General features: G+C 55.6%; 21 protein-coding genes, 1 tRNA gene and 2 other RNA genes. 11 read left to right on the top strand and 13 right to left on the bottom strand.

Annotation, left to right across the window (positions count from 1 at the left end; translation table 11 throughout):
* Nucleotides 1-5: 5 nt before the first annotated feature.
* From dppC to O3S68_RS17575, 10 genes are all read right to left on the bottom strand, one after another.
* Nucleotides 6-908: a dipeptide ABC transporter permease DppC gene (gene dppC, locus O3S68_RS17620; protein WP_020455682.1), complete on the bottom strand. Its 903-nt coding sequence runs from the start codon at nt 906-908 to the stop codon at nt 6-8.
* 9 nt (nt 909-917) lie between these two features.
* Nucleotides 918-1,937, bottom strand: coding sequence for a dipeptide ABC transporter permease DppB (gene dppB, locus O3S68_RS17615; RefSeq protein ID WP_045507596.1), 1,020 nt, complete (start codon nt 1,935-1,937; stop codon nt 918-920).
* A gap of 108 nt (nt 1,938-2,045) precedes the next feature.
* Nucleotides 2,046-3,653: a dipeptide ABC transporter periplasmic-binding protein DppA gene (gene dppA / locus O3S68_RS17610; RefSeq protein ID WP_044489521.1), complete on the bottom strand. Its 1,608-nt coding sequence runs from the start codon at nt 3,651-3,653 to the stop codon at nt 2,046-2,048.
* Nucleotides 3,654-4,348: 695 nt separating this feature from the next.
* Nucleotides 4,349-4,446, bottom strand: a non-coding RNA gene (locus tag O3S68_RS17605) — RtT sRNA.
* 56 nt (nt 4,447-4,502) lie between these two features.
* Nucleotides 4,503-4,635, bottom strand: a non-coding RNA gene (locus O3S68_RS17600) — RtT sRNA.
* Between the two features lie 36 nt (nt 4,636-4,671).
* Nucleotides 4,672-4,748 (bottom strand) — tRNA-Pro (locus O3S68_RS17595).
* Nucleotides 4,749-4,839: 91 nt separating this feature from the next.
* A complete protein-coding gene (gene eptB / locus O3S68_RS17590; RefSeq protein ID WP_160268404.1) occupies nt 4,840-6,522 on the bottom strand; it encodes a kdo(2)-lipid A phosphoethanolamine 7''-transferase in 1,683 nt (560 codons plus the stop codon).
* Nucleotides 6,523-6,736: 214 nt separating this feature from the next.
* Nucleotides 6,737-7,168, bottom strand: a complete 432-nt coding sequence (locus O3S68_RS17585) for an organic hydroperoxide resistance protein (protein WP_017458241.1) — start codon at nt 7,166-7,168, stop codon at nt 6,737-6,739.
* Nucleotides 7,169-7,283: 115 nt separating this feature from the next.
* Nucleotides 7,284-8,486: an L-lactate MFS transporter gene (locus tag O3S68_RS17580; protein ID WP_269232092.1), complete on the bottom strand. Its 1,203-nt coding sequence runs from the start codon at nt 8,484-8,486 to the stop codon at nt 7,284-7,286.
* Nucleotides 8,487-8,728: 242 nt separating this feature from the next.
* Nucleotides 8,729-9,418, bottom strand: coding sequence for an autotransporter domain-containing protein (locus O3S68_RS17575; protein ID WP_020455688.1), 690 nt, complete (start codon nt 9,416-9,418; stop codon nt 8,729-8,731).
* 148 nt (nt 9,419-9,566) lie between these two features.
* On the opposite strand from O3S68_RS17575, the gene tag reads away from it, so the two are divergent.
* On the top strand, nt 9,567-10,145 hold the full coding sequence (tag, locus tag O3S68_RS17570) for a DNA-3-methyladenine glycosylase I (protein ID WP_269232091.1): 579 nt from the start codon (nt 9,567-9,569) through the stop codon (nt 10,143-10,145).
* Nucleotides 10,126-10,557, top strand: coding sequence for an N-acetyltransferase (locus O3S68_RS17565; RefSeq protein WP_269232090.1), 432 nt, complete (start codon nt 10,126-10,128; stop codon nt 10,555-10,557). Before tag ends, O3S68_RS17565 begins: the two co-directional genes overlap by 20 nt.
* Here O3S68_RS17565 and O3S68_RS17560 read toward each other — a convergent pair.
* Nucleotides 10,535-12,865 carry a molybdopterin guanine dinucleotide-containing S/N-oxide reductase gene (locus tag O3S68_RS17560; protein ID WP_269232089.1) on the bottom strand — a complete coding sequence of 777 codons (2,331 nt, stop codon included), beginning with the start codon at nt 12,863-12,865 and terminating at the stop codon, nt 10,535-10,537. The genes O3S68_RS17565 and O3S68_RS17560 overlap by 23 nt on opposite strands.
* Nucleotides 12,866-13,055: 190 nt before the next feature.
* Here O3S68_RS17560 and O3S68_RS17555 point away from each other — a divergent pair, with 190 nt between their 5' ends.
* The 5 genes from O3S68_RS17555 (at nt 13,056) to ghrB (ending at nt 18,222) form a co-directional block, all read left to right on the top strand.
* Nucleotides 13,056-14,072, top strand: coding sequence for a LacI family DNA-binding transcriptional regulator (locus O3S68_RS17555; RefSeq protein ID WP_045507585.1), 1,017 nt, complete (start codon nt 13,056-13,058; stop codon nt 14,070-14,072).
* 112 nt (nt 14,073-14,184) lie between these two features.
* Nucleotides 14,185-14,946: a sugar phosphate isomerase/epimerase family protein gene (locus tag O3S68_RS17550; protein WP_045507583.1), complete on the top strand. Its 762-nt coding sequence runs from the start codon at nt 14,185-14,187 to the stop codon at nt 14,944-14,946.
* The gene (locus O3S68_RS17545; RefSeq protein WP_020455694.1) at nt 14,939-15,880 is read left to right on the top strand and encodes a sugar kinase; all 942 of its coding nucleotides are present in this window, start codon (nt 14,939-14,941) and stop codon (nt 15,878-15,880) included. Before O3S68_RS17550 ends, O3S68_RS17545 begins: the two co-directional genes overlap by 8 nt.
* 81 nt (nt 15,881-15,961) lie before the next feature.
* Nucleotides 15,962-17,251 (top strand): MFS transporter, encoded by a 1,290-nt coding sequence (locus O3S68_RS17540; RefSeq protein ID WP_020455695.1) that lies wholly within the window; start codon nt 15,962-15,964, stop codon nt 17,249-17,251.
* On the top strand, nt 17,248-18,222 hold the full coding sequence (gene ghrB, locus O3S68_RS17535) for a glyoxylate/hydroxypyruvate reductase GhrB (RefSeq protein WP_269232088.1): 975 nt from the start codon (nt 17,248-17,250) through the stop codon (nt 18,220-18,222). The genes O3S68_RS17540 and ghrB overlap by 4 nt, the downstream gene beginning before the upstream one ends.
* 58 nt (nt 18,223-18,280) lie before the next feature.
* Here the strand turns inward: ghrB and O3S68_RS17530 are convergent, their stop codons facing one another.
* Nucleotides 18,281-18,994 carry a DUF3053 domain-containing protein gene (locus O3S68_RS17530; RefSeq protein WP_020455697.1) on the bottom strand — a complete coding sequence of 238 codons (714 nt, stop codon included), beginning with the start codon at nt 18,992-18,994 and terminating at the stop codon, nt 18,281-18,283.
* Between the two features lie 390 nt (nt 18,995-19,384).
* Here O3S68_RS17530 and O3S68_RS17525 point away from each other — a divergent pair, with 390 nt between their 5' ends.
* Nucleotides 19,385-19,678 carry an HTH-type transcriptional regulator gene (locus O3S68_RS17525; protein ID WP_020455698.1) on the top strand — a complete coding sequence of 98 codons (294 nt, stop codon included), beginning with the start codon at nt 19,385-19,387 and terminating at the stop codon, nt 19,676-19,678.
* A 45-nt stretch (nt 19,679-19,723) separates the two neighbouring features.
* Here O3S68_RS17525 and O3S68_RS17520 read toward each other — a convergent pair whose 3' ends face one another.
* Nucleotides 19,724-21,343, bottom strand: a complete 1,620-nt coding sequence (locus O3S68_RS17520) for an ATP-binding cassette domain-containing protein (RefSeq protein WP_269232087.1) — start codon at nt 21,341-21,343, stop codon at nt 19,724-19,726.
* 412 nt (nt 21,344-21,755) lie between these two features.
* Between O3S68_RS17520 and O3S68_RS17515 the strand changes: the two genes are divergently transcribed.
* From O3S68_RS17515 to O3S68_RS17505, 3 genes are read left to right on the top strand one after another with little or no spacing between them, the layout of a single operon-like run.
* Nucleotides 21,756-22,127 carry a response regulator gene (locus O3S68_RS17515; RefSeq protein WP_020455700.1) on the top strand — a complete coding sequence of 124 codons (372 nt, stop codon included), beginning with the start codon at nt 21,756-21,758 and terminating at the stop codon, nt 22,125-22,127.
* On the top strand, nt 22,124-22,765 hold the full coding sequence (locus O3S68_RS17510; RefSeq protein ID WP_045507574.1) for a chemotaxis protein CheC: 642 nt from the start codon (nt 22,124-22,126) through the stop codon (nt 22,763-22,765). Before O3S68_RS17515 ends, O3S68_RS17510 begins: the two co-directional genes overlap by 4 nt.
* A 2-nt stretch (nt 22,766-22,767) precedes the next feature.
* A complete protein-coding gene (locus O3S68_RS17505) occupies nt 22,768-23,745 on the top strand; it encodes a GGDEF domain-containing protein (protein ID WP_045507571.1) in 978 nt (325 codons plus the stop codon).
* The last annotated feature ends 7 nt before the right edge of the window (nt 23,746-23,752 follow it).

Genomic DNA, 23,752 nt, shown 5'->3' with positions numbered 1-23,752 from the left:
GCCTCTTACTGCTTCAGTTTGGGGTCGAGCGCATCACGCAGGCCGTCACCCATCAGGTTAAATGCCAGCACCGTCAGCAGGATCGCAAGACCCGGGAAGGTCACGACCCACCAGGCACTTTGTGCGAACTGCAACACGTCGGAGAGCATGGTGCCCCACTCCGGCGTTGGCGGCTGCGCACCCATGCCAAGGAAGCCAAGGGCGGCCATATCGAGAATGGCGTTGGAAAAACCAAGCGACGCCTGAACAATCAGCGGCGCAAGGCAGTTAGGGAAAATATTGACGAACATCTGGCGCATCGCGCCTGCACCGGCCACGCGGGAAGCAGTGACGTAATCGCGATTCACTTCCACCAGCACCGCTGCGCGCGTCAGACGCACATAGTGCGGCAGGGCCACGAAGGTGAGCGCCAGCGAGGCGTTAACTATCGACGGGCCAAAAATAGCCACCAGCACCAGCGCCAGCAGCAGGCTCGGCAGCGCCAGCATGATATCGACGATACGCATAATGATATTGTCGATAACGCCGCCGAAATAACCGGCGACCAGACCGAGGATAATCCCGGCGATCAGCGACAACACCACCACTAAACAGCCGACCAGCAGCGACAAACGTGCGCCGAACATCAGGCGAGACAGCGTATCGCGGCCAACGTCATCGGTACCGAGGATGTGCGACCAGGTGCCGCCATCCTGCCAGACCGGCGGCGCAAGCAGCGCATCGCGGAACTGATCCGCCGGGTTGTGCGGGGCCAGGACGTTAGCGAACACGGCGATGATCAGCATGATCACCACATAAACCAGCCCGACGACCGCGCCTTTGTTGCGTTTGAAATAGTGCCAGAACTCCTGCAGCGGGGTCATCGGCACCGGTGCGGAGACAACTTTATTTTCAGTGACTTGTGACATGATGGCCCCTTACTTCTTATGCCGAATACGCGGGTTCACCACGCCGTAAAGCAGGTCGACCAGCAGGTTGACGAGGATAATCATCGTCGCGACCAGCAGTACCCCGCCCTGCACCACCGGATAGTCACGGCGTTGCAGTGCATCTATCAACCAGCGCCCCAGACCCGGCCAGGAGAAGATGGTTTCCGTCAGGATCGCGCCCGCCAGCAGTGTGCCGACCTGCAAGCCGATCACCGTCACCACCGGCAGCATGGCGTTGCGCAGGGCATGAACGATGATCACGCGCATACGGGTCAGCCCCTTCGCGCGCGCGGTGCGGATATAGTCTTCACCGAGCACTTCCAGCATCGACGAGCGCGTCATACGCACTATCACCGCCAGCGGAATAGTACCGAGCACGATGGCGGGCAGAATCATGTGCGCAACGGCATCGATGAAGTTTCCGTCCTCGCCCCAGATGGCGGTATCAATCAGCATAAAGCCGGTCAATGGATTGCTGTCGTCGAGGAACACCATATCGCTGACGCGTCCGGAAACCGGGGTCAGGTTCAGTTGTACCGAAACCAGCATAATCAGCATCATGCCCCACCAGAAGATAGGCATGGAGTAACCGGTCAGCGCGAGGCTCACGGCGGTGTGATCGAAGATGGAGCCGCGCTTCACAGCGGCCATTACGCCCACCGGAATGCCTACGGCCACCGCGAAAATCATGGCGCAGATGCCGAGTTCCAGCGTCGCTTTAAAACGCGGTACGAACTCGTCCCACACCGGAAGACGGCTTTTCAGCGAAATACCTAAGTCACCATGCAGCACGCCCCACACATAGTTGACGTATTGCTCCCACAGCGGCTTATCGAGACCAAGCTCGGCCAGCAGCTGGGCGTGACGCTCAGGAGAGATACCACGCTCACCCGCCATGATCATTACCGGGTCGCCGGGGATCATATGGACAAAGGCAAAGGTGAGAAGGGTGATACCGATAAACGTTGGGATAACCAGCCCCAAACGTCGGAGAATGAACTGCAACATAACCCGGATTCTCAGTAGTGACGCTACGCCTGGCGACGGCGCGTCTGTATTGCTCACAAATGTAAATTCCCCCTCCCCAGAGGGGAGAGGGAAAAGGCACCGTGCTTATTATTCAACAGACACGTTTTCGAAGTGGTGTTTACCTAACGGATCAACCACATAGCCTTTGACTTCTTTACGCACTGGCTCGTAAACGGTGGAGTGAGCGACGATCAGCGCCGGAGCCTGGTCATGCATCACAACCTGAGCCTGTTTGTACAGTTCAACACGCTTGTTGTGGTCGTCGGTGGCGCGCGCCGGTTGAATCAGATCTTCAAACGGCTTGTAGCACCAGCGAGAGTAGTTGGAACCGTCTTTAGCCGCTGCGCAGCTGAACAGGGTCGCGAAGAAGTTATCCGGATCCCCGTTATCGCCGGTCCAGCCCATCATTACCGCCTGGTGTTCGCCCGCTTTCGCGCGCTTCAGGTATTCACCCCACTCATAGGTAACGATTTTGGCTTGTACGCCCACTTTCGCCCAGTCAGCCTGAATCATCTCGGCCATACGGCGAGCGTTCGGGTTGTACGGACGCTGTACCGGCATTGCCCACAGCTCAACGGTAAAGCCTTTATCCTGGCCGGCTTCTTTCAGCAGCTGTTTCGCCTTCTCAGGATCGTAGGTGTAGTCTTTAACGTCGTCGTTATAGCCCCACATGGTCGGCGGGATCAGGTTTTTCGCCGCAACACCCGCGCCCTGGTAAACCGCTTTGATGATCGCTTCTTTGTTCACCGCGTAAGTCAGCGCCTGACGCACTTTCACGTCATCAAACGGTTTCTTCTCGGTGTTGAAGGACATATAACCGACGTTCAGGCCAGCCTGTTCCATCAGGTTAATGTTTTTGTCCTGCTTCATACGTGCGATGTCAGCCGGGTTCGGGTACGGCATAACCTGGCACTCGTTTTTCTGCAGTTTGGCATAACGTACTGACGCGTCAGGCGTAATGGAGAAGACCAGGCGATCGATTTTCGGCTTGGTGCCCCAGAAACCTTCAAACGCTTTGTACAGAATGCGGGAGTCTTTTTGGTATTGCAGCAGCTGGAACGGACCAGTACCGATCGGATCCAGGTCAACTTTCTCCGGGGTGCCCGCTTTCAGCATGTTGTCTGCATACTCTTTGGACAGAATGGACGCGAAGTCCATCGCCAGGTCAGCCAGGAACGGTGATTCCGGGCGAGTCAGCACGAACTGAACGGTGTTGTCGTCAACTTTCTTCACTTCGCTAATCAGGTCCGGCAGACCCATGCCTTCAAAGTATTCGTAGCTGCCGCCAGAAACTTTGTGGTACGGGTTCTGATCGTTTTTCTGACGATCGAAGGAGAAGACGACATCATCGGCGTTGAATTCACGCGTCGGTTTGAAATCTTTGTTGTCCTGCCACTTCACGCCTTTACGCAGGTGGAAAGTGTAGGTTTTGCCATCGGCGCTGATATCCCACTTCTCAGCCAGACCCGGAATCACTTCCGTGGTGCCAGTTTTGAATTCTACCAGGCGGTTATAGATTGGCACGGAGCTGGCATCGTAAGTGGTACCAGAGGTGAAAAGCTGTGGGTTAAAGCCTTCAGGCGAGCCTTCAGAACAATAAACCAGGGTTTTAGCCTGCACGCTAGCCGCGACGGTCATTGCCACCAGGCTAAGACCGAGCTTCAGCATCCCTGACTTCTTCAAGGAAATACTCATTGATTCTGCTCCAATGTGATATGTGTTGTTACCCATGCAGTGGGTATATCCGACAGCCCTTTATTAGATTTTTACCCGGTCTGGTCGGTTGTGCCCGAAGGCGTTATGAGAGATGGGGATTCCTTTCACAAGGTTGACTGAGTTGCAGTGCAGATTCTCCTTGAAATGCCCCTCACGCCCTACAATCTGTCAACAGAATGTCAAAACGTCAATACAGGTAACCGGGATTTACAACGACGGTGAGAATCGGTAAACAAAGTTAAAAAAAACTTCAGACGCCTGTTTTCAGCAGGGAAATTTGTGCTAGCGGCAAGATGCCAGAATAATGCGCTTATTAATTCTCCGTAATCAGTGATTAACATTCATGCAGATAATGAAAAAATTCTTGCGAAATGCTGAATATCTGAGCGATTAATGCCGCGAACGTTAAAACGCACAGGTGAAAATGCTGCCTCTATCCATAAGCAACGCGAAAAAAGATTCAAACATATATAAAAAAATACAATGGAATATCGCACAAAATAGTGAACTGGCAGCGGGAAATGGGGATAAGGGAGATTTCGGCAAATTTGCCGCTTTGCATTCTGCCAGGTATTACTGCGTTAAGCAGGCTTATACATCGCCGTGGCGAAACCACACGTTGGCACAGGAGGAGGAGTTTCGTTCATCAGGCGTTAGGCAGACACATCATCTCTGATGACTCGCCACTGCGTGGCTCATCCTGCGGGCCATTGCTGAAGCAACGTTCTCTCGCTACGCCCGGGTCGAACCTCTGCCCCCGCAGGCTCTCATCCTCTTTCAGGTGCAGAAAGCAAAAAACCCAACCTTGTGGTTGGGTTTTTCTGAATTTGGTCGGTGATAGAGGATGACTCGCCACTGCGTGGCTCACCCTGCGGGCCGTTGCTGAAGCAACGTTCTCTCGCTACGCCCGGGTCGAACCTCTGCCCCCGCAGGTTCTCATCCTCTTTCGGGTGCAGAAAGCAAAAAACCCAACCTTACGGTTGGGTTTTTCTGAATTTGGTCGGTGATAGAGGATTCGAACCTCCGACCCCTTCGTCCCGAACGAAGTGCGCTACCAGGCTGCGCCAATCACCGAATGCGGGGCGCATCTTACTGCCGCCGACATGCCCCGTCAATCCCTTCGTGTAAAAAAGCTAACTGACTGGTGATAAAGCCAGCAAGCGGCTTATTTCGCCGTCTGCGACGGCAAATGGCACCAGTTGTTGTTCTCATTAATCCCGCCGTTCGGCGAGGTATAACCCAGGCATCCCATGATGGTGTCGTACAGCTCAACATGGCGGCGCGGCGTTTTAAATGCCGCCTGCTGCTTGAGCTGCGCGAACATCTGCGCCTTCTGCGGGTCCTGCAAATATTTGTCCGACATCCAGACCATCATCGGCACGCGGAATTGCTCCGGCGGTGCCATTTTGCGCGGTGTGCCGTGCAGATGCTCTTTCTCATTGATTGACTCACCATGATCGGCGGCATAGAACACAATCGCTTTGCGATCGCGCACCTTATCAATCACCGTATCGATAAAGTGATCAACATATGTCACCGAATTATCGAAGGAGTTAATCAGCTCTTCCTTACTGCACTTATCATCCACGCTCACACACTCTGGCGTCCATTTCGCAAAATTGCGCGGATAGCGCTGCGTATAGTTAAAGTGCGAGCCTTTGGTATGCATAATAATCAATCGTTTACCGCGAGTACCTTTATCCAGCGAGGCCTGCAGTTCATTAATCAGCAGCATATCATCGACGTTTTTGCCACGGTTGCGCGGCTCGGCGCCAATCTGCTCGCGGTACGCAATGTTGTCGGCCATGGTGTTGCTGTAGAACCACATCTCGCTCTGCATAGCGTATAAATCGCTGGAAAAACCGAGCTGTTTCAGTACCGCGAAGACGTTTTGCTCTTTCAGCGTGCGCTGCGGGTTATCATCCGCCCCGCCCTCACGCACAAACATACAGCGCAGGGAGAGTTTGGTCGCGGTATCACAGGAGTAACCACGGAACGCCACCAGGTTTTTCTCCTGCGCCAGTTTCGGCGTGGTATCGCGGGAGTAGCCCAGCATCCCCATATGATCCCAGCGCGTGGTCTCGCCGATGATAAACACCACCATGGTGTCGTCGATATCTTTCGGCGCGACATAAGTAAATTTTTTCGCCGGGTTGATCAGCGATTTGTAGTCGGAAGATTCATCTACCTGGGCCCAGGCATACAAGCCCAGCGCTGAAAGCCAGTTCGATGGCAGATAAGAGTTTGCCACCACGCCGCCATAGCTTGGCATATCGACACCGGACGTCCGCTCCGCGTTTTTCTGCTGCAAGTCGAGCAGACGAATCGGTCCCCAGACCATTAAACCAGCCAGCAGCACGATGCTCACGCTGCGAATGCGCGCGCCCGGTGTGCTCAACTGGCGCAGCAACGTGTCGCGACAGCGGTTACTCCAGATGGAAAGCAACGGCAGTGCGCTGACCAGCACCACCCATGCGATGAGCTGCCAGCCCACCACCTCTTTGGAGAGATCAATATCCGTGGTCATCACCGAGGCGATAATGCCGTAACCGATCACCACGTTAAGAAACGTCATGTAATAGCTGGCGGCAGCGGAGAAAATAACCACCAGCGAGGCCAGCACACGCCAGACCCGGCGACCCAGCAGCGACAAAAGGCGTAGCAGAAAGAAGGTGACCAGCACCGTACCAATGAGTTCAACAACCGCCGAGATCCCTTTCAAAACGGTGAACGCTTGTGCATAACCATCAAAGCGACGGTAGAACACAGCGCAATTCATAAACAGACCGATATATATCGCCAGCAGGAAGCTGAGCTTCTGCTGCGTCATCGCTTTGATATAAGTCATGCAAGCAACTCTGAAGAAAGAAAAAAGCACCTGGCGAGCGTTATTCGCTAACGTCCGCAGGGTGATAAAACGCGAAGGAAGTTTTCCTGGAAACTTCAAAAGCGCGCTAAGTAGACCATAGCGGCGCGGAAAAGTGTCATGAGGACGTGCTAACCGGCCATATCTTTACAAAAAAATATGGCCGGGGTCAGAAAACCGTAACAGAAATGGGCTATCAGGAGGTGATCACGTTCAGCTTCACATCAATATTGCCCCGGGTCGCATTCGAATACGGACAAACGATGTGTGCTTTCTGTACCAGCGCTTCCGCTTCCTGGTGATCCATGCCCGGCAGGTGAATATCCAGCTGCGCTTCAATACCAAAACCGGTCGGCAATGGGCCAATGCCTACCTGTCCTTCAATATAAGCTTCCTGCGGCACTTTCTTCTTCTCTACCGACGCAACATGTTTCAGCGCCCCCAGGAAACAGGCGGAGTAACCTGCGGCAAAAAGCTGCTCCGGGTTGGTCACTTCACCGCCCGCGCCGCCCATCTCTTTCGGCACGCCCAGCTTCACATCCAGCACGCCATCAGAGGAGGTTGCACGACCATCGCGGCCCCCGGTTGCTTTCGCTTTCGCACGATAAACCACTTTTTCTAAAGACATTTGAGACTCCTTTAGTAGGTAGAACCTGACCAATAAGGATAGTCGCTCTGGCGGGAGTGTGCGGCAGATACAGAAAAACCGCCGACATTGCGGCGGTTTCTGCACTGTTTTACCTTCAGGCGTGCGCTTCTTTGTAAACGCGGCGTTGCGGCTGGCGAATAGTGGTAGAGAGTGCCAGAGAAACAATCAGCAGGGCGAAGATGACGCAGAAGGTGACATAGAAGCCGCCAAACAGCGAAGCAATAATCGACCCGCAGATACTGCCGATACCGAAGCCCAGATAAATCACACCGTAGTTTTTCGCCAGATTGTTCAGGCCGAAGAACTCGCTCACCAGCGACGGGAACACGGTGAGATTACCGCCAAAGTTAAACGCTACGCAGGCGATAGCGGCGAAAAAGGTCATGGCGTTCAGCGGTGCGAACAGCAGCGCCGCCATACCGACCAGAGAAATCACCTGGCCCAGCGTAATCACACGGATGCGGGAAATTTTGTCAGACAGCACGCCCAGCACCAGACGTCCACTGAGGTTAGCGATGGCAATAACGGTCACCGCACTTGCTGCTGTCAGCGAGTCTAAATGCACCATGCCCTGCGCGATATCTTTCGCCACACCAATCACATACAGGCCGCTCATGCAGGAGGTCAGGAACATCACCGCCAGCATCCAGTACTGCGGTTTACGCATGGATTGCGCCAGCGTGAAGTCGTTTTCTACTACGCCGTTTGCAGTGGAGACTTTTTGCAGCGGCGCATCGGTCATCAGCATCGCGCCAAAAACGATCATCACCAGTACAATCGCGCCCCAGATCATAAATGTGCTTTCCAGGCCGACGCTGGCTAACAGCTGGCTGTCGATAAATTTAAAACCCAGGCTGCCAAGGCCGTAAGAACCGATGGAGAAGGCGGAGATCAGCCCTTTGCGCTCCGGGAACCACTTCACGCAGTTGGAAAGCGTCAGCAAGTAACCTGCGCCATCCGCCACACCGACCAACACACCGGCGCTCAGCCACAGCATCAGCAGGTTGCTGGAGTGCGCGGTAAGGAAGAAACCCAACCCCAGCAGCAGGCCGGAAGCGATAGTGACGCGTTTTACGCCAAAACGTTCCTGTAATTTCCCGGCGACAGAAGAAGAGAGCGCCAGGCCAAGGCTCAGCAGACCAAACGAGAAAGCCACTTGGCTTACCGGCTCGCCCAGTTTTTCCGAAAGCGAGCTATTAAACAGACTCCAGGTATAAACGGACCCTAAGGCAAACTGCGTAATAATGGTGCCGACCAGTGTCAGCCAGCGAGTGTGATGAGCAGATGGTGTATTCATGGCAGTTGTCCTGCAAAAAAAGAGAAGGAATTCACTGCCGACAACAATAACGAAGCGCATTTCACGCCTGGCTAAAAAAGGCATGAAATGCGCGTCAGAAGGAATGAAATGCACGTAAGCGGGAATGAATGGCACGGGCATCACTTCACGCGCCGAAACCTGAATGTGAGTTAGTACATACTATCGTGATAAAACGCGCGGTGATTGTTTCTTAAGTGTAAAAAGTTTGTTTTAAATAGCAATCAGAACCGCGCGCTTACGCCCATACTGTAGAGATAATTTTGCCCAAAGGTGGCATTTTCCGACTGCGACATTGCCGCGTAAGCCGCCAGATGTGGATTCAGCAGCATGTCCGCGCCGAGTGTGACATCCATCCAGTTGCCGTATTGGTTGGCGGCGGTTAAGCGGTAAAGACCAGACTGGCTCTTCCAGACATTTTCGCCAAATTGCTGGTTGAAACTGATTTGCGCCCACGGGCGAAGATCGCCAAAGCGGCTATCCACGCGCCAGCCAAGCGAGCTTACGCTGGCGTGCCACAGCGGATCGCTGTACTGCATGGTGGTCGCGCTGTCGCCAAATTCGTTATACATTGAGGTCATTGAGCCATCGTAATGCCACACCGCAACCGGGCCGGTGGTCACGCTGCTCGCCAGCGGAATATTCAGGCCAATGCTCATGGTGCTGATGGAATCCAGCGGGGTTTCATCGGGCAGATTAAACGCCACGCCGGGCAAGTTTTGCGTCGAGCGGATGCGCTCTTCAAGAATGTCGTTATAACGCGGCTGCCGATCGCTATCCCAGGTGTAGCGTTCGGCGGTCACATTCAGTTTGTCGCTGCCACTGTATTCTTGTTGCCAGGCCGCTGCCGTCTGGCAAAAAAGCAGACAAGCAGGCAGCAGCACCAGCGAAAGGCCACTGCGGTTTATTTTCATCAAGTTGCGACTCCAGAGAAGAGCCGAATTCGGCGTAATTGTTATCGTTGTTTGTTAGGGTCAAGACCCTTTAATAAATATTGTCTTTCTGGGGTGTGCGTCAAGACAGGCAGAGGTTTATTTTACATATCACAGACGGAGTAAGGATATGCAGCGTTGTGGTTGGGTTACTCAGGATCCGCTTTATCTCGCCTACCATGATACCGAGTGGGGTGTGGCGCAAAAGGACGGTAAAAAGCTGTTCGAGATGATCTGCCTCGAGGGGCAACAAGCGGGGTTATCGTGGATTACCGTTTTGAAAAAAAGGGAAAACTACCGCAAAGCTTTCCATCAATTTGAGCCTGAAAGCGTCGCCGCAATGACCGCCGAAGAGGTAGAAATGTTGCTGCAAGACGCCGGCATTATTCGTCATCGCGGCAAGATTGAAGCAATCATCGGCAACGCCCGCGCCTATCTGGCGATGGCGCAAAACGGCGAGCCATTTTCGGAATTTGTCTGGGGTTTTGTTGATAACACCCCGCAACTCACCCAGGCCGCCACGCTGGCGGAAATCCCCACCTCCACTCCGGCGTCAGATGCGTTATCAAAAGCGCTGAAAAAACGCGGCTTCAAATTTGTCGGCACCACCATTTGTTACTCATTTATGCAGGCGTGTGGGCTGGTCAACGACCATATTACCGGCTGTTTCTGTCATCCCGGAGGAAAGCATGATCCGCGCGTGGCGTAGCAAGGATCTGTCGCCGTTGCTCGCGCTGTGGATGGAGAGCACAAGCTTTGCCCATCCGTTTATTGATGTGCGCTACTGGCAGGACAGCGAAGCGCTGGTGCGCGATGCCTATTTGCCGGTGGCAAAAACCTGGGTCTGGGAAGAGAACGGCGAGTTACAAGGCTTTATCAGTGTGATGGACGCGCAGTTTATCGGGGCGCTGTTTGTGCGCCCCGCCGCGATTGGCCGTGGCATTGGCAAAGCGCTGATGGATCACGCCAAACAGCGCTTTAACTGGCTAAGCCTCGAGGTGTATCAGAAAAACGAGCGGGCAGTGAATTTCTATCATGCCCAGGGCTTTCGTATCGAAGATAGCGCCTGGCAGGAGGAAACCCGCCACCCGACGTGGATCATGAACTGGCAGGCGGATTAAACGCCGTCAGCGTAAGCGCCGGCCCCTGATATTTCTCTACCCACGCCAGCGCCGTATTCCCGGCGCAGCCATTGCCCAGCCGTGAGCTGGGCAGATCTTTGGTGAGCACATTCACCGCGCCGTTTTTACAGATGCCGCCCGCCGCAGGGTCAAGATCCGGCCACGCACCTTCGTGAATGCAAATCACGCCAGGTTTAATCCCATCGGTTACCACCGCGCCCGCCAGTACCTGCCCACGTTGGTTCCACACGCGTACCACATCCCCCGCAACAATCCCGCGCGCTTTCGCATCCGCAGGATGCAGCGTAACAGGCTCGCGACCAGCAACAGCATACATTTCCCGCAGGCGGGAATAGTTAAGCTGGCTGTGCAGGCGATGCGCCGGATGCGCGGAAAGCACCTGTAATTGCTGCGGTTGTGCGTTACCGTGCCATTCATCCGGCTCCAGCCACATTGGATGCGGCGGGCAATCGGCATAACCGAAGCTGTTAATCCGCTCGGAGAAAATTTCGATTTTTCCGCTCGGCGTTTTCAACGGGTTGGCTTGCGGATCGCGGCGAAAATCCGCAAAGCGAACGAAGCGCGCATTCTGCTCGCTCTCCGGCATTTCAATAAGCTGGTTCGCCTGCCAGAACTCGGCGAACGGCGGCAGCGTCACCTGCTGGCTGGCACCGCGCTCGGCAGCAATGTTGTAGAACGTCTCCAGCCATTGCAGGTCGTTTTTGCCTTCGGTAAAACGCTCGCGGCCGCCCGCTTCCCAGCGTTCGCTCAGCTCGGCAAACACCTCCCAGTCATCGCGTGCTTCATATTGCGGCGCGACGACCTGCTTCATCGGCACCAGATGCTGGTTGCTGTAATCACCGGTCATCGTCAGATCGTTACGTTCAAACGAGGTGGTCGCCGGCAACACGATATCCGCGTGTTTCGCCGCCGCCGTCCAGAAGCATTCAGAAATTACCACCAGCTCCGGTTTTTGCCAGGCGCGAATCAGCCGGTTGGTATCCTGGTGATGGGTAAAGTTCGCACCGCCCGCCCACCAGACAAAGCGAATATCCGGGAAGTGGCGATCCATACCGTTGTGCTGATACGGCGCGCCGGGGGTTTCCAGCGCTTCGACAATGCGCGCAACGGGGATTTTATCCACCGCGTCAATGCCATCTTTCACCGTGCCCTGCATTGAGGCCAGCACCGCCGCGCGGCGCGTTGGGTTGCCGCCATTGGCGAAATGGTAAGAGAGACCAAAACCGCCACCGGGCGTACCGATTTGCCCCAGCATCGCCGCCAGCGTCACCAGCATCCAGTGTTTTTGCTCGCCGAACTGCTGGCGCTGCATTCCCCAGCCGGACATCAGCATGGTGGTGTTTTCGTGGAAAAGTGCCGCCAGTTCGCGAATTTTGTCGGCAGTAACGCCACAAATCTCTGCGGCCCACTCGGCGGTTTTTGCCACGCCGTCACGCTCGCCGGTCAGGTAGGTAGCGAACGTGTCATAACCGACAGTGTAGCGGGAGAGGAAATCCGCATCCTGCCAGCCATTTTCCACCAGCGTATGCGCAATACCGAGCATCAGCGCGACATCGGTTCCCATGTGTGGCGCAATCCACTCCATGCTGTCGCCAAAGAAATCAACGGTTTCCGAACGCATCGGATCGATGCAGATCACCCGCTTACCGCTTTTGCGCAGCGCATCGAAATAGGGAATGCCCTGCTCGTCGGTAGCGTTCCAGGCTATTTTCAGCGTGTTAAGCGGGTTCGCGCTCCACAGCACCACCACTTCGCTGTGTTCGAGGATAAGCGGCCAACTGGTTTGCTGCTGATACACTTCGTTGCCGCCGACGACATGCGGCATGATCGCCTGCGCCGCACCAGTAGAGTAATCGCCCAGATGCCCGGTATACCCTCCGGCAAGACTCATATAGCGTTGTAACAAGGTCGCCGCTTTGTGCAGCACGCCGTTGGAGCGCCAGCCATAAGAACCGGCGAAAATCGACGAGGGACCGTAAGTTTTACGGATGCGCTGGTGCTGCTGATGAATCAGCGTCAGCGCTTCATCCCAGCTAACGCGCACAAACTCATCCTGGCCGCGCACACCCTGCGGGCTGGAAGGTGAAGCGAGAAACCCTTTACGCACCATCGGGTAGCGCACGCGCGTTGGGCTGTGGACCTGATCCCGCACAACAGTTTGCAGTGAGTTGGGGTGACGCGTCGGCAGCGCGCCGCGCGAAGCGAGCACCTTTTCGCCATCGGTGTCGACCAGCATCGGCCCCCAGTGGGCAGCCGTGAGAACAGTTTTGATTGCAGAGTTTGCCAACGCGTGCTCCTGGATAGGTTGCAGGTGGTGTCGATTTTGTTTTGCGCTCTATCATCCACAGCAGCAGCGCGATAGCAAAGAATTAAACGTCATTACGCTCACACTGCGGGTGATAAGCCTCGCTTAGTGCTTGATTGCGCGCTATTTCGCGCTAAGGTGTGGGCAACCATTCACGGTGAGGGAAGCAACCATGGCGAAAACGGCGCGGCCAACAATCAGCGATGTCGCGAAAGCGGCAAAAACGGGAAAAACCAGTATTTCACGCTACCTGAATGGTGAAAAACATCTGCTTTCCGCCGCGCTGCTGGCACGTATTGAGCAGGCGGTTGCCGATCTCGACTACCGCCCAAGCCTGATGGCGCGCGGGTTAAAGCGCGGTCGTACCCGCCTGATTGGCCTGATCATTGCTGACATCACCAACCCCTATTCGGTGCATGTGCTGAGCGGCATTGAAGCTGCCTGTCGCGAAAAAGGGTTCACACCGTTGATGTGTAACACCAACAATGAAGTCGATCAGGAGCTGCATTACCTCGACCTGCTGCGCAGTTACCAGGTGGAGGGCATTGTGGTTAACGCTGTAGGGATGCGTGAAGAGGGGCTAAACCGGCTGCAACAATCCTCGCTGCCGATGGTGCTGATTGACCGCAAAATCCCCGATTTCGCCTGCGATGTGGTTGGGCTGGACAACACCCAGGCTGCCACCACCGCCACCGAGCACCTGATTGAACAGGGCTTCGAAGCGCTGTTGTTCCTGAGTGAACCGCTGGGCTCGGTGAATACCCGCCGCGAACGGCTGGCCGCGTTTCGCGCAACGCTTGCCCGTTACCCCGGCATGGTGGCGGAAAACGCCGAAATTGTGCTGCATGAAGCCGCGCAGCTCGATAATACCCTGCGCCAGTTCCATGCCAGCCACCGGGGAATGCGCAAAGCTGTTATCTCCGCCAACGGCGCGCTCACCCTGCAAGTGGCGCGTTCACTAAAACGTATCGGTCTGAACTGGGGCAGCGACATTGGTCTGCTCGGTTTCGATGAGCTGGAGTGGGCGGAGCTGGCAGGCGTTGGCATTACCACCCTCAAACAACCAACCTGGCAAATTGGCTTTGCCGCCGTCGAGCAAGTCGTGCGGCGCATTGAAGGCCACAGCGACACGGTTCGCGAGCACGTTTTTTCCGGCGAACTGATCGTGCGCGGTTCTACAGCGCGTTAAATAACCTTCGTGATGACGATCATAATTCCGGCACAGTGCACTTTTCTTTGGAACCGGTTCCATCTAGCGTTAAAGACATACGAAAGCGAGAAAGTCGCCCGGGAGTCGGACAATGCAGAGAAAAATTATCGTCGTCACCGCCGCTTACGGCCACACGCACATCGAGGCGCTGGGCGGGCAAATTGCCCTGCTGCCGATTATTGCCGAAGCCGGAGCCGACGGCGTTGAGATTCGCCGCGAGCTGTTAAGCGAAGAGGCGTTAACCCATCTGGCCTCGCTGGCCTTCGCCATCGACCTGCACAACCTGCAAGTCTGTTATTCCGCGCCGGAAGCGCTGTTCGAAGCGGATGGCGCACTGAACCCGCGCTTACCGGCCCTGCTGGCAGAAGCGCAGACGCTGAAAGCCCAGTGGTTAAAAGTCTCGCTCGGCCACTTTCGCCATCACGCTACGCTGGAAACGCTGCGCGACTGGCTGGCGACCAGCCCGGTGCCGCTGGTGGTGGAAAACGACCAGACCGCCTGCGGCAAGCTCGCGCCGATGCTGCGCTTTAAAGCCGCCTGTCATACGTTGGCGCTGCCGGTGAGTTTAACCTTCGATACCGGTAACTGGCTGTGGGTTGGTGAAACACCTGAAAACGCCGCACGCCAGCTTGCGCCTGCGGTCAGTTATATCCATGTCAAAGCCGCTGTGACCCATGGCGACAGTTTCCGCGCCGTACCGCCGGACACTGCCGATGCCCGCTGGCTGGCGCTGCTGAATAACTTACCGGCCGATGCGCCGCGCGGTATCGAATTCCCGCTTGAGGGCGAGGATCTGACCGCCGTTACCCGTCATTACGTTAATTTGTTACGCGAGGAGTCCCATCATGCATAAACCGCTGGATGTCATCACGATTGGCGAAGCGATGGCGATGTTTGTCGCCAGCGAAACCGGCGATCTGGCCGATGCCGGGCAGTTTATCAAGCGGGCGGCAGGCGCGGAGCTGAATGTCGCCACCGGGCTGGCGCGCCTGGGTTTGCAGGTCTGTTGGGTAAGCCGCGTCGGCGATGACAGCTTCGGGCGCTTTATCCTCAATACGCTGCGTAAAGAAAATATCAGTACCGCTGGCGTGACGCTCGACGGGCGTTATGCCACCGGCTTTCAACTGAAATCTAAAGCCGAAAATGGAACCGATCCCATCGTGGAATATTTCCGTAAAGGCTCGGCGGCCAGCCACCTCTCGACAGACGATTTTCACGCGGCGCTGTTTAACGAAGCCCGCCATTTACACCTCAGCGGTGTGGCGGCGGCGCTGTCCGCCTCCTCTTACGCACTGCTGGAACATGCTGCACAAAGCATGAAAGCGCAGGGCAAAACCATTTCATTTGACCCTAATCTGCGACCGGTGCTGTGGAAAAGCGAAGCTGAGATGGTGGAAAAGCTCAACCGCCTCGCCTTCCAGGCCGACTGGGTTCTGCCAGGGTTGAAGGAGGGGATGATTCTGACGGGCGAAAACACGCCGCAAGGGATCGCCGATTTCTATCTGCAACGCGGCGTCAAAGCGGTGGTGATCAAAACCGGTGCCGATGGCGCGTGGTTTAAAACCGCCAGCGGAGAACAGGGCGCCGTTGCGCCAGTAAAAGTGGAGAACGTCGTCGATACGGTCGGTGCCGGGGACGGCTTCGCCGTGGGTGTAATAAGCGCCCTGCTGGAAGGCAAAACCTTGCCCGAAGCGGTACGCCGCGGTAACGCCATTGGCGCGCTGGCTATCCAGGTGCCGGGCGACAGCGAAGGATTGCCAACCCGTGCGGAACTGGGCGCGCTGTAACGCACCCTGCCGCCAAAACATGATTCACCGCTCTGTACCCTACAAACAGGCGGTTACCACCTCAACCACAGAGGCAACCTTATGAACGCTACAAATTCAACAAAACGCTGGCTGTATATCATGCCGATCGTGTTCATTACCTACAGCCTGGCCTATCTCGATCGCGCCAACTTTAGCTTTGCTTCCGCTGCCGGGATTAACGACGATTTAGGCATCACCAAAGGCGTCTCCTCGCTGTTAGGCGCGCTGTTCTTTCTTGGCTACTTCTTTTTCCAGATCCCGGGTGCGGTGTACGCCGAACGCCGCAGCGTGCGCAAGCTGATCTTTATCTGCCTGATCCTGTGGGGCGGGTGTGCATCGTTAACCGGCATGGTGAGTAATATCCCGATGCTGGCCGCCATCCGCTTTATCCTCGGCGTGGTGGAAGCCGCCGTGATGCCCGCGATGCTTATCTATATCAGCAACTGGTTCACCAAGTCCGAACGTTCACGCGCGAACACGTTCCTGATCCTCGGTAATCCGGTGACCGTGTTGTGGATGTCGGTGGTGTCCGGTTATTTAATCCAGTCCTTCGGCTGGCGCGAAATGTTCATTATCGAAGGTATTCCGGCGGTGATTTGGGCGTTCTGCTGGTGGGTGCTGGTAAAAGATAAACCCGCGCAGGTGAACTGGCTGTCGAACAGTGAGAAAACCGCACTGCAAACCCAGCTTGATAAAGAACAACAGGGCATTAAAGCGGTGCGCAACTACAGCGAAGCCTTCCGCTCACGCAATGTGGTACTGCTGTGCCTGCAATATTTCGCCTGGAGTATTGGCGTCTATGGTTTTGTCCTGTGGCTGCCATCGATTATTCGCAGCGGTGGTGAAAACCTGGGCATGGTGGAAGTCGGCTGGCTCTCCGCCGTGCCTTACCTGGCGGCGACGCTGGCGATGATCCTCGCCTCGTGGGCATCCGACAAGCTGCAAAACCGCAAACTGTTCGTCTGGCCGCTGCTGCTGATTGGCGCGTTTGCCTTTATCGGCTCGTGGGCGGTTGGCGCGAACCACTTCTGGGTCTCTTATTCACTGCTGGTGGTTGCTGGCGCGGCGATGTACGCCCCTTATGGGCCTTTCTTCGCCATTATTCCTGAAATGCTGCCGCGCAATGTCGCCGGTGGGGCGATGGCGCTCATCAACAGTATGGGCGCGCTGGGCTCCTTCTGCGGCTCCTGGGTGGTGGGTTATCTCAACGGCGCCACCGGCAGCCCGTCCGCATCGTACATTTTTATGGGGGTGGCGCTTTTCGCCTCCGTATGGCTTACTTTAATTGTTAAGCCTGCTAACAATAAGCAGATTCCGGCAGGCGCACCATCACAAGGGAGAACCGCATGAAGCCATCCATCATCCTGTACAAAGCCTTGCCCGATGATTTGCTGCAACGTCTGGAAACGCATTTCACCGTGACCCGCGTGGCGAACCTGAAACCGGAAACGGTGGCGCAACACGCTGAAGCCTTCGCCAGCGCGCAAGGGTTGCTGGGTTCCAGCGAAAAAGTGGACAGCGAACTGCTGGAGAAAATGCCGCAGCTACGCGCCACGTCGACGGTCTCGGTAGGCTATGACAACTTTGATGTGGATGCGCTAAACGCACGCAAAATTCTGCTGATGCACACCCCGACCGTGCTGACGGAAACGGTCGCCGATACCATCATGGCGCTGGTGCTGAGCAGCGCGCGCCGCGTGGTGGAAGTGGCTGAGCGGGTGAAAGTGGGCGAATGGACATCCGGCATTGGCCCAGACTGGTTTGGTGTTGATGTGCACCATAAAACGCTGGGTATTATTGGCATGGGGCGCATCGGGCTTGCGCTGGCACAGCGCGCGCACTTCGGTTTCGGCATGCCGATCCTCTACAACGCGCGTCGCCACCACACCGAGGCGGAAGAGCGTTTCCAGGCCCGCTATTGCGATTTAGACACGCTGCTGAAAGAGTCCGATTTCGTCTGCCTGGTGCTGCCGCTGACGGACGAGACGCATCATCTGATTGGCAAGAAGCAGTTCGAGATGATGAAAAAATCGGCCATCTTTATTAATGCCGGGCGCGGCCCGGTAGTTGATGAAGCGGTGCTGATCGACGCGCTGAAAAACGGCGAGATCCACGCCGCCGGGCTGGATGTCTTTGAGCAAGAGCCACTGCCGGTTGATTCGCCATTGCTGTCGCTGCCCAATGTCGTGGCGCTGCCGCACATCGGTTCTGCAACTCATGAAACGCGCTACAACATGGCGGAGTGTGCGGTAGATAACCTGATCGACGCGCTGAACGGTAAGGTTGAGAAAAACTGCGTTAACCCGCAAGTGGCGCGCTAACGCAAAGCGCAATAAAAAAGAGGCGAACCTGTCGCCTCTTTTTTTTGCCTGCGCCGGATTACTGCTGCGTGGCGGTAACGGCTGCTGTCCAGGCCTGGTTGAACGCCTGATGCTGCGCGGCCAGCGGCGCAATCAGCGCGTTATACTGGCTGGCCTGCTGCGACGTCGGGAACTGAATGCCGTTGGCAACAAAGCTCACCTGTGTGTCCTGTTGAGCAATAAAATCACCCACCTGAACCAGTTGCTGGGTAAATACTTGCGCCGCCGGGATCAGCGGTTGCAAAGCATTTGCCGGATTAGTGACCACTTTGGTAAACACCTGATCGTAAACCGGTTTCAGATCATCAGCCTGCTTTAATGCGGCATGCGACGCATCGGCCTGCATTTTTGCGTTTTGCAGTTGCTGGCTCAGCACGCCCAGCGAACCGTTGGCCTGGCGAAGCGGTTCACGCTGCGTCATATAATCCTGCGGTACGCGGATAGCATTAACGCTGTCCACCACCGGACGCAGACCGGAGTCCATCGCCTGGTTAACCTGCTGGGAATAGCCATAAATCACAGCATAATCAGAGACAAACGGGCCAAACTGTTTCTTCTGATCCGCCGTCAGCGCGGGCAGTCGTTCGCTGCTGCGCATGGCCGTATTTTGCAGGAAATCGATAAACGCCTTGCGCTGATCGCCTTCTTTGTCGAAACACCCACTCAGGCTTACTACCATTAATAACGCCGCAAGAGGCGCGAACCAGCGAGAGCAGGACTTTCCTGTCGCCATTTTGTTACTCCTTTCACCCATAAAAGCGCATACCGGCACACGCGTGCCTGAAGGCTTACAAGAATAGTCCAGGTCTGCTTCGCAAGATACCCCTTCAATGCATTCTTAAACGCGCGAAACCGACCTGGCATGAAATTTTCCGCGAATCGGTACAGATTATTCTTAATCGAAAATTCTGCTGAAGGTTTACAAAAATATACTGAATAAGAGCAGCCTGAGCGTAATCAAGCAATTAAGCGGTAACGGAAAGTCAAAACGTGCATTTCAACAGCATCAAAACGTTTCGACGCATAAATAATCACTGGCGCAACCACCACACCAGGAATTTTCACGACTATTCTTAATGAGCTGTATCACGATCCCGCTGTGTGATTTTACGAGGAGTTCTCGATGGAATATAAAGATCCAGAATTTGAGCTGTTGAGCAGCCTGGAACAAATTGTTTTTAAAAATGACGTAACGCAGCCGGTAACCCTGAGCAAGAAGCAGAATTACTTTAGTGACTTTGAACAATTGCGACGTGGAACCGGGCTTAAAATTGATGACTTCGCTCGTGCCATGGGAGTCTCAGTATCGATGGTGCATGAATGGGAATCACAACGTATAAAACCCACTGCCACCGAGATGAAACTGATGCGTCTGATTCATGCGAACCCAACGCTCAGTAAGCAGTTAATTGAATAAATAGTGATGGTAGAACCCCCGATAATCCGGGGGTTAATGTCCACCTTACTCCGCTTCGCAGTACCAGCCCTCTTCCCGCCATACCAGACTGTGCGTAAGCTTTAATCCCTGAAGAAATGACGCATCATGAGACACCACCAGCATCGCGCCAGGAAATGTCGCCAGCGCCGCTTCAATCGCCTGCGTTGACGCCAGATCGAGGTGGTTCGTCGGCTCATCCAGCAGCAGCAACTGCGTGGCATCACGCCGCCACAGTACGCACGCCAGCGCCGCTTTTAAACGCTCCCCGCCGCTCAGCGCCGCCATCGGTAACACCACTTTATCTGCCCCCAGTTGCAGTTGCGCCAGACGGGTGCGCAGCAGGCCCTCCTCCATCGGCGTATCGCCAGCATCGAGATGTGCCAGCACCGACAACGAGAGATCGAGCTGCAATAAGTGCTGATCGAGGTACGCGCAGGTAACCGCGCGCTGGCACAGTCCGGCGCGGGGAGCCAGCTCACCGAGGATCACTTTCAGCAGCGTCGATTTACCGCAACCATTCGGCCCGCGCACCGCTACGCGCATCGGGCCATCCATTCGCCAGTTAAGCGGAGGAAGCGCTACGTGCGGCAGCAGCACATCCTCCATCACCAGCACCTGCTTACCTTCAGGAAGATGGCTGCCAGGCAGCGTAAACAGTACCGGCATCTCCTCTTCCACCCGTTCGCGCGCCTGGTTAACGGCGGTGTTAAGCGTGTCATTCTGATCGCGGTGCTGCTTGCGCCAGCTATCGGGGCGCTCTTTCGCCGCGTTCTTGTATTTTACGCGTTCAAACGAGGCGATATTTAACGAATCCACCGTTCGCAGCGTCTGCGCCGAGCGCCGCTGACTGGCATCATGCTCTTTTTGCATCCTGCTGCGGGTACGGCGACGCTCGTTGACGGCGTGTTCAAGCATTGCCCGCGCGGCTTGCTGCTCCGCATCGCGCTGGCGCTGATAGTCGTCATAATTACCGCCATAACTGCGCAACCCGGCGGGCGTCAGCTCAAGAATGCGCGGCATCAGCGCCAGCAATTCGCGATCGTGAGTCGCCACCAGCGCCCCACCGTTTCGCTGCGCCAGCTGTGCGTAAAACCACTCGCGCCCCTGCCTGTCGAGGTGGTTGGTCGGTTCATCCAGCAGCAGATAATCTGTCCTGGCGATAAACGCACTGCATAACAGTGCCCGCACGCGCTCGCCACCGCTCAGCGTAATGGCAGGTCTATTCGGGTCAAAAGCGGGAAGTCTGGCGTCAGAAAAAGCCGCTGCCAGGCGTTCCGGCAGATCCCAGTAGCCTTCAAGTTTGTCGAGATCGTCGGGCTGGTAAGCGCCCTGTTCGACGCGCTCGCGGGCCGCGAAAACGTCTGTGTAACCAAGCAGTTCCGCAAGCGTGGTATGCGCGGAAACCGCGTGCTGCTGTGCAACATACGTATGCGTGCCGAAGCGTTCGATATGCCCGCCGGCAGGCGTGGCTAGCCCGGCCAGCAGACGGAGTAATTGTGTTTTGCCCACGCCATTGCGCCCCACCAGGCCGCACAGTGACGGTTCAAGGGAGAGGGTAAGTGGGCCAAAAAGCGTCTCGCCCGTCGCGAACTGACAGGTGAGCTGATGCAAAATAAAAGCGGGGATCTGGGCGCAATGAGCCATAAGCACTCCTGAATGAAATCAATACATCCCCTGCCGACGCCTGCGCGTTTAGCAAGGATCCGAGTTCATCAGTCGTGTTTGTTCATTTTCAGAAAGCGCTCCGGTGAGACGAGAAGTTCGTCGCGGCAAAGAATAGCCGCATCATCTGCCCTCTTCAAGGCTAAATTTTCACCATCTCGTCATAAAGAGGCTAATCATTTGCATGTTATTGCCGATGAATATGGTGACTTAACCAAAAGCAGCAGGCCGTGCGTGTAAACCGGGAAGAGAATTTTACAAAGGAAAATACGAAACAGCGCGTTATGTGAAACATAACGATGTTGAGACGTTAAGCCGCATTCATCAGGGAAGAGAGCCACCCCGGGCGCTGTGCATTGTCCTTTTCAGGCAATGAATCACCAGACGAGAATGAATGATGTCGAAATATATCCTGATTGTCGATGACAGCCGCCTGTCACGCATGATTTCACGCCAGTATGTGCTCAGCCTGCACAAGGACTGGAAAATCGACGAAGCCGGAACGGGCGAAGAGGCGATCGAACTGGCATCGGCGCACACACCTTTTGCGATCCTGCTGGATGTAAACATGCCGGGTATTGGCGGCATGGAAACCGCTTCGCGCATCCGCCAGACGCACCCAGGCACGCATATCATTCTGCTCACCGCCAACGTTCAGCACTCCATACAAACCGCTGCGCAAACGCTCGGTCTTGGCTTCCTGCCAAAACCGCTGAAAGAGCCGCAACTCCACGCGTTGTTGAACGATCTGGAGGCACATCCATGAGCGAATTGCCGGATATCAGCGAAATTGAAACCGACAGCCTGATGGAGATTTTCAACATCGGTGTCGGCCAGGCCGCCGCCGCGATGAGCAATATCGTCAATGAAGAAGTGCGTATGTCGGTGCCGACGATCCGCTTTACGCCGCGCTCTGAAGCCGCTGAAGAGTTAGGTGCGGGCATCTCGTTATTCGGTATTAGCCAGCACTATCAGGGCGCGTATGCCACCGAAGCGATTTTGATGTTTCCTGAAGCCGCCAGTTTTGAAATTGTGCGCATGATGGTCGGCGACCTGATCCCCGCGCATGAGTTGGGCGAGATGGAACGCGAAGCGATAAGCGAAATCGGCAATATTGTGCTCAACGCCTGCGTCGGGACGCTGGCCAATATGTTCCAGAAAGAGCTGCAAGGTTCGCTGCCCGTCGTTCGTGTGGGCAGTAGCAAGCAGATCCTCAATCCGAATAAAGATGACAACGACCCGCTGGTGATGATGCTGCGCATCGATTTTGCGCTTGAGCGCCAGCAGATTCAGGGATATCTCGCCTTTATCCTTGATATGTCCGCGCTGCGTGACTTACGTGAACAGATCCGGCTTTATATCAGCCGCGTAGAAACCGGCAGTGTTCCAGACGGAATGCATTGAAAATGAAAGATACGTTGCTGTTTGATGCCTTTTCATCTTTAAGCCTCGGTGTGATCATTGTTGATGCACACTACCGTATCGCCCTGTGGAACGCGTGGTTAGAAACGCACACCGGGCGTGCGGCCTGCGACACGGTTGGTGAGGATTTTTTTAGCGTATTTCCCGACCTGGTGTATCACCGTGTCGGCGATGCGATTCGTCAGGCTATTGGCCACAATTTATCTGCCCTGCTTTCGCAATCTTTGCACCGTTCACCCTTCCCGCTCTACGCCGAACCGTCACGCCCCGGCGCGCGCCTGAGCCAGGCGGTCACCATTGTGCCGTTAGGCGAGACGGAACGTTATTGCCTGATTCAGATAGTCGATGTTACCGCCGCCGTGCGCCGCGAATCCTTACTGCGTGAACAGGCGCATGAGCTTTTATCGCAATCGCTGTCCGATGGGCTTACCGGCGTGGGTAACCGCCGTTATTTCGATCTTTGCATTGAGCGTGAATGGCGCGCCAGCAAGCGCAATAACAAGCCGCTGTCGCTGCTGCTGATTGATGTGGATTATTTCAAACTTTATAACGACTGCAATGGTCACCAGCGCGGTGACGAGTGCTTACAGCAAATCGCCACCGCGATGCGCGGCGCGCTGAAAAACCCTGCCGATGTCCTGTTCCGTTACGGCGGCGAGGAGTTCTGCGCCCTGTTGCCTGAAACCCGCTGTGCTGATGCCGTTGAGCTCGCCGAGACACTCCGCACCAGCGTCCAGTTGCTGGATTTGCCCCACGCCAGTTCCCCTGGCGGTATCATCAGCGTCAGTATTGGCGTCGCCAGTCTTTGCCAGAAAAGCCACACCGAGTACGGGCAGCTTATCCAGAGCGCCGACAATGCGCTGTATGAAGCCAAGCGAGCAGGCCGTAACAACGTTCGCGTCAATTCGACGTTTACGACGTTCGACCCTTACCCCGGCGAACAAAACACGCCACAGCCCTGACGCCAGA

This window comes from Kosakonia sp. SOY2 (assembly GCF_027109175.1).
Lineage (GTDB): Bacteria > Pseudomonadota > Gammaproteobacteria > Enterobacterales > Enterobacteriaceae > Kosakonia.
Note: the sequence above shows the minus strand (reverse complement) of the source record. Positions and strands in the feature narration are given on the sequence as shown.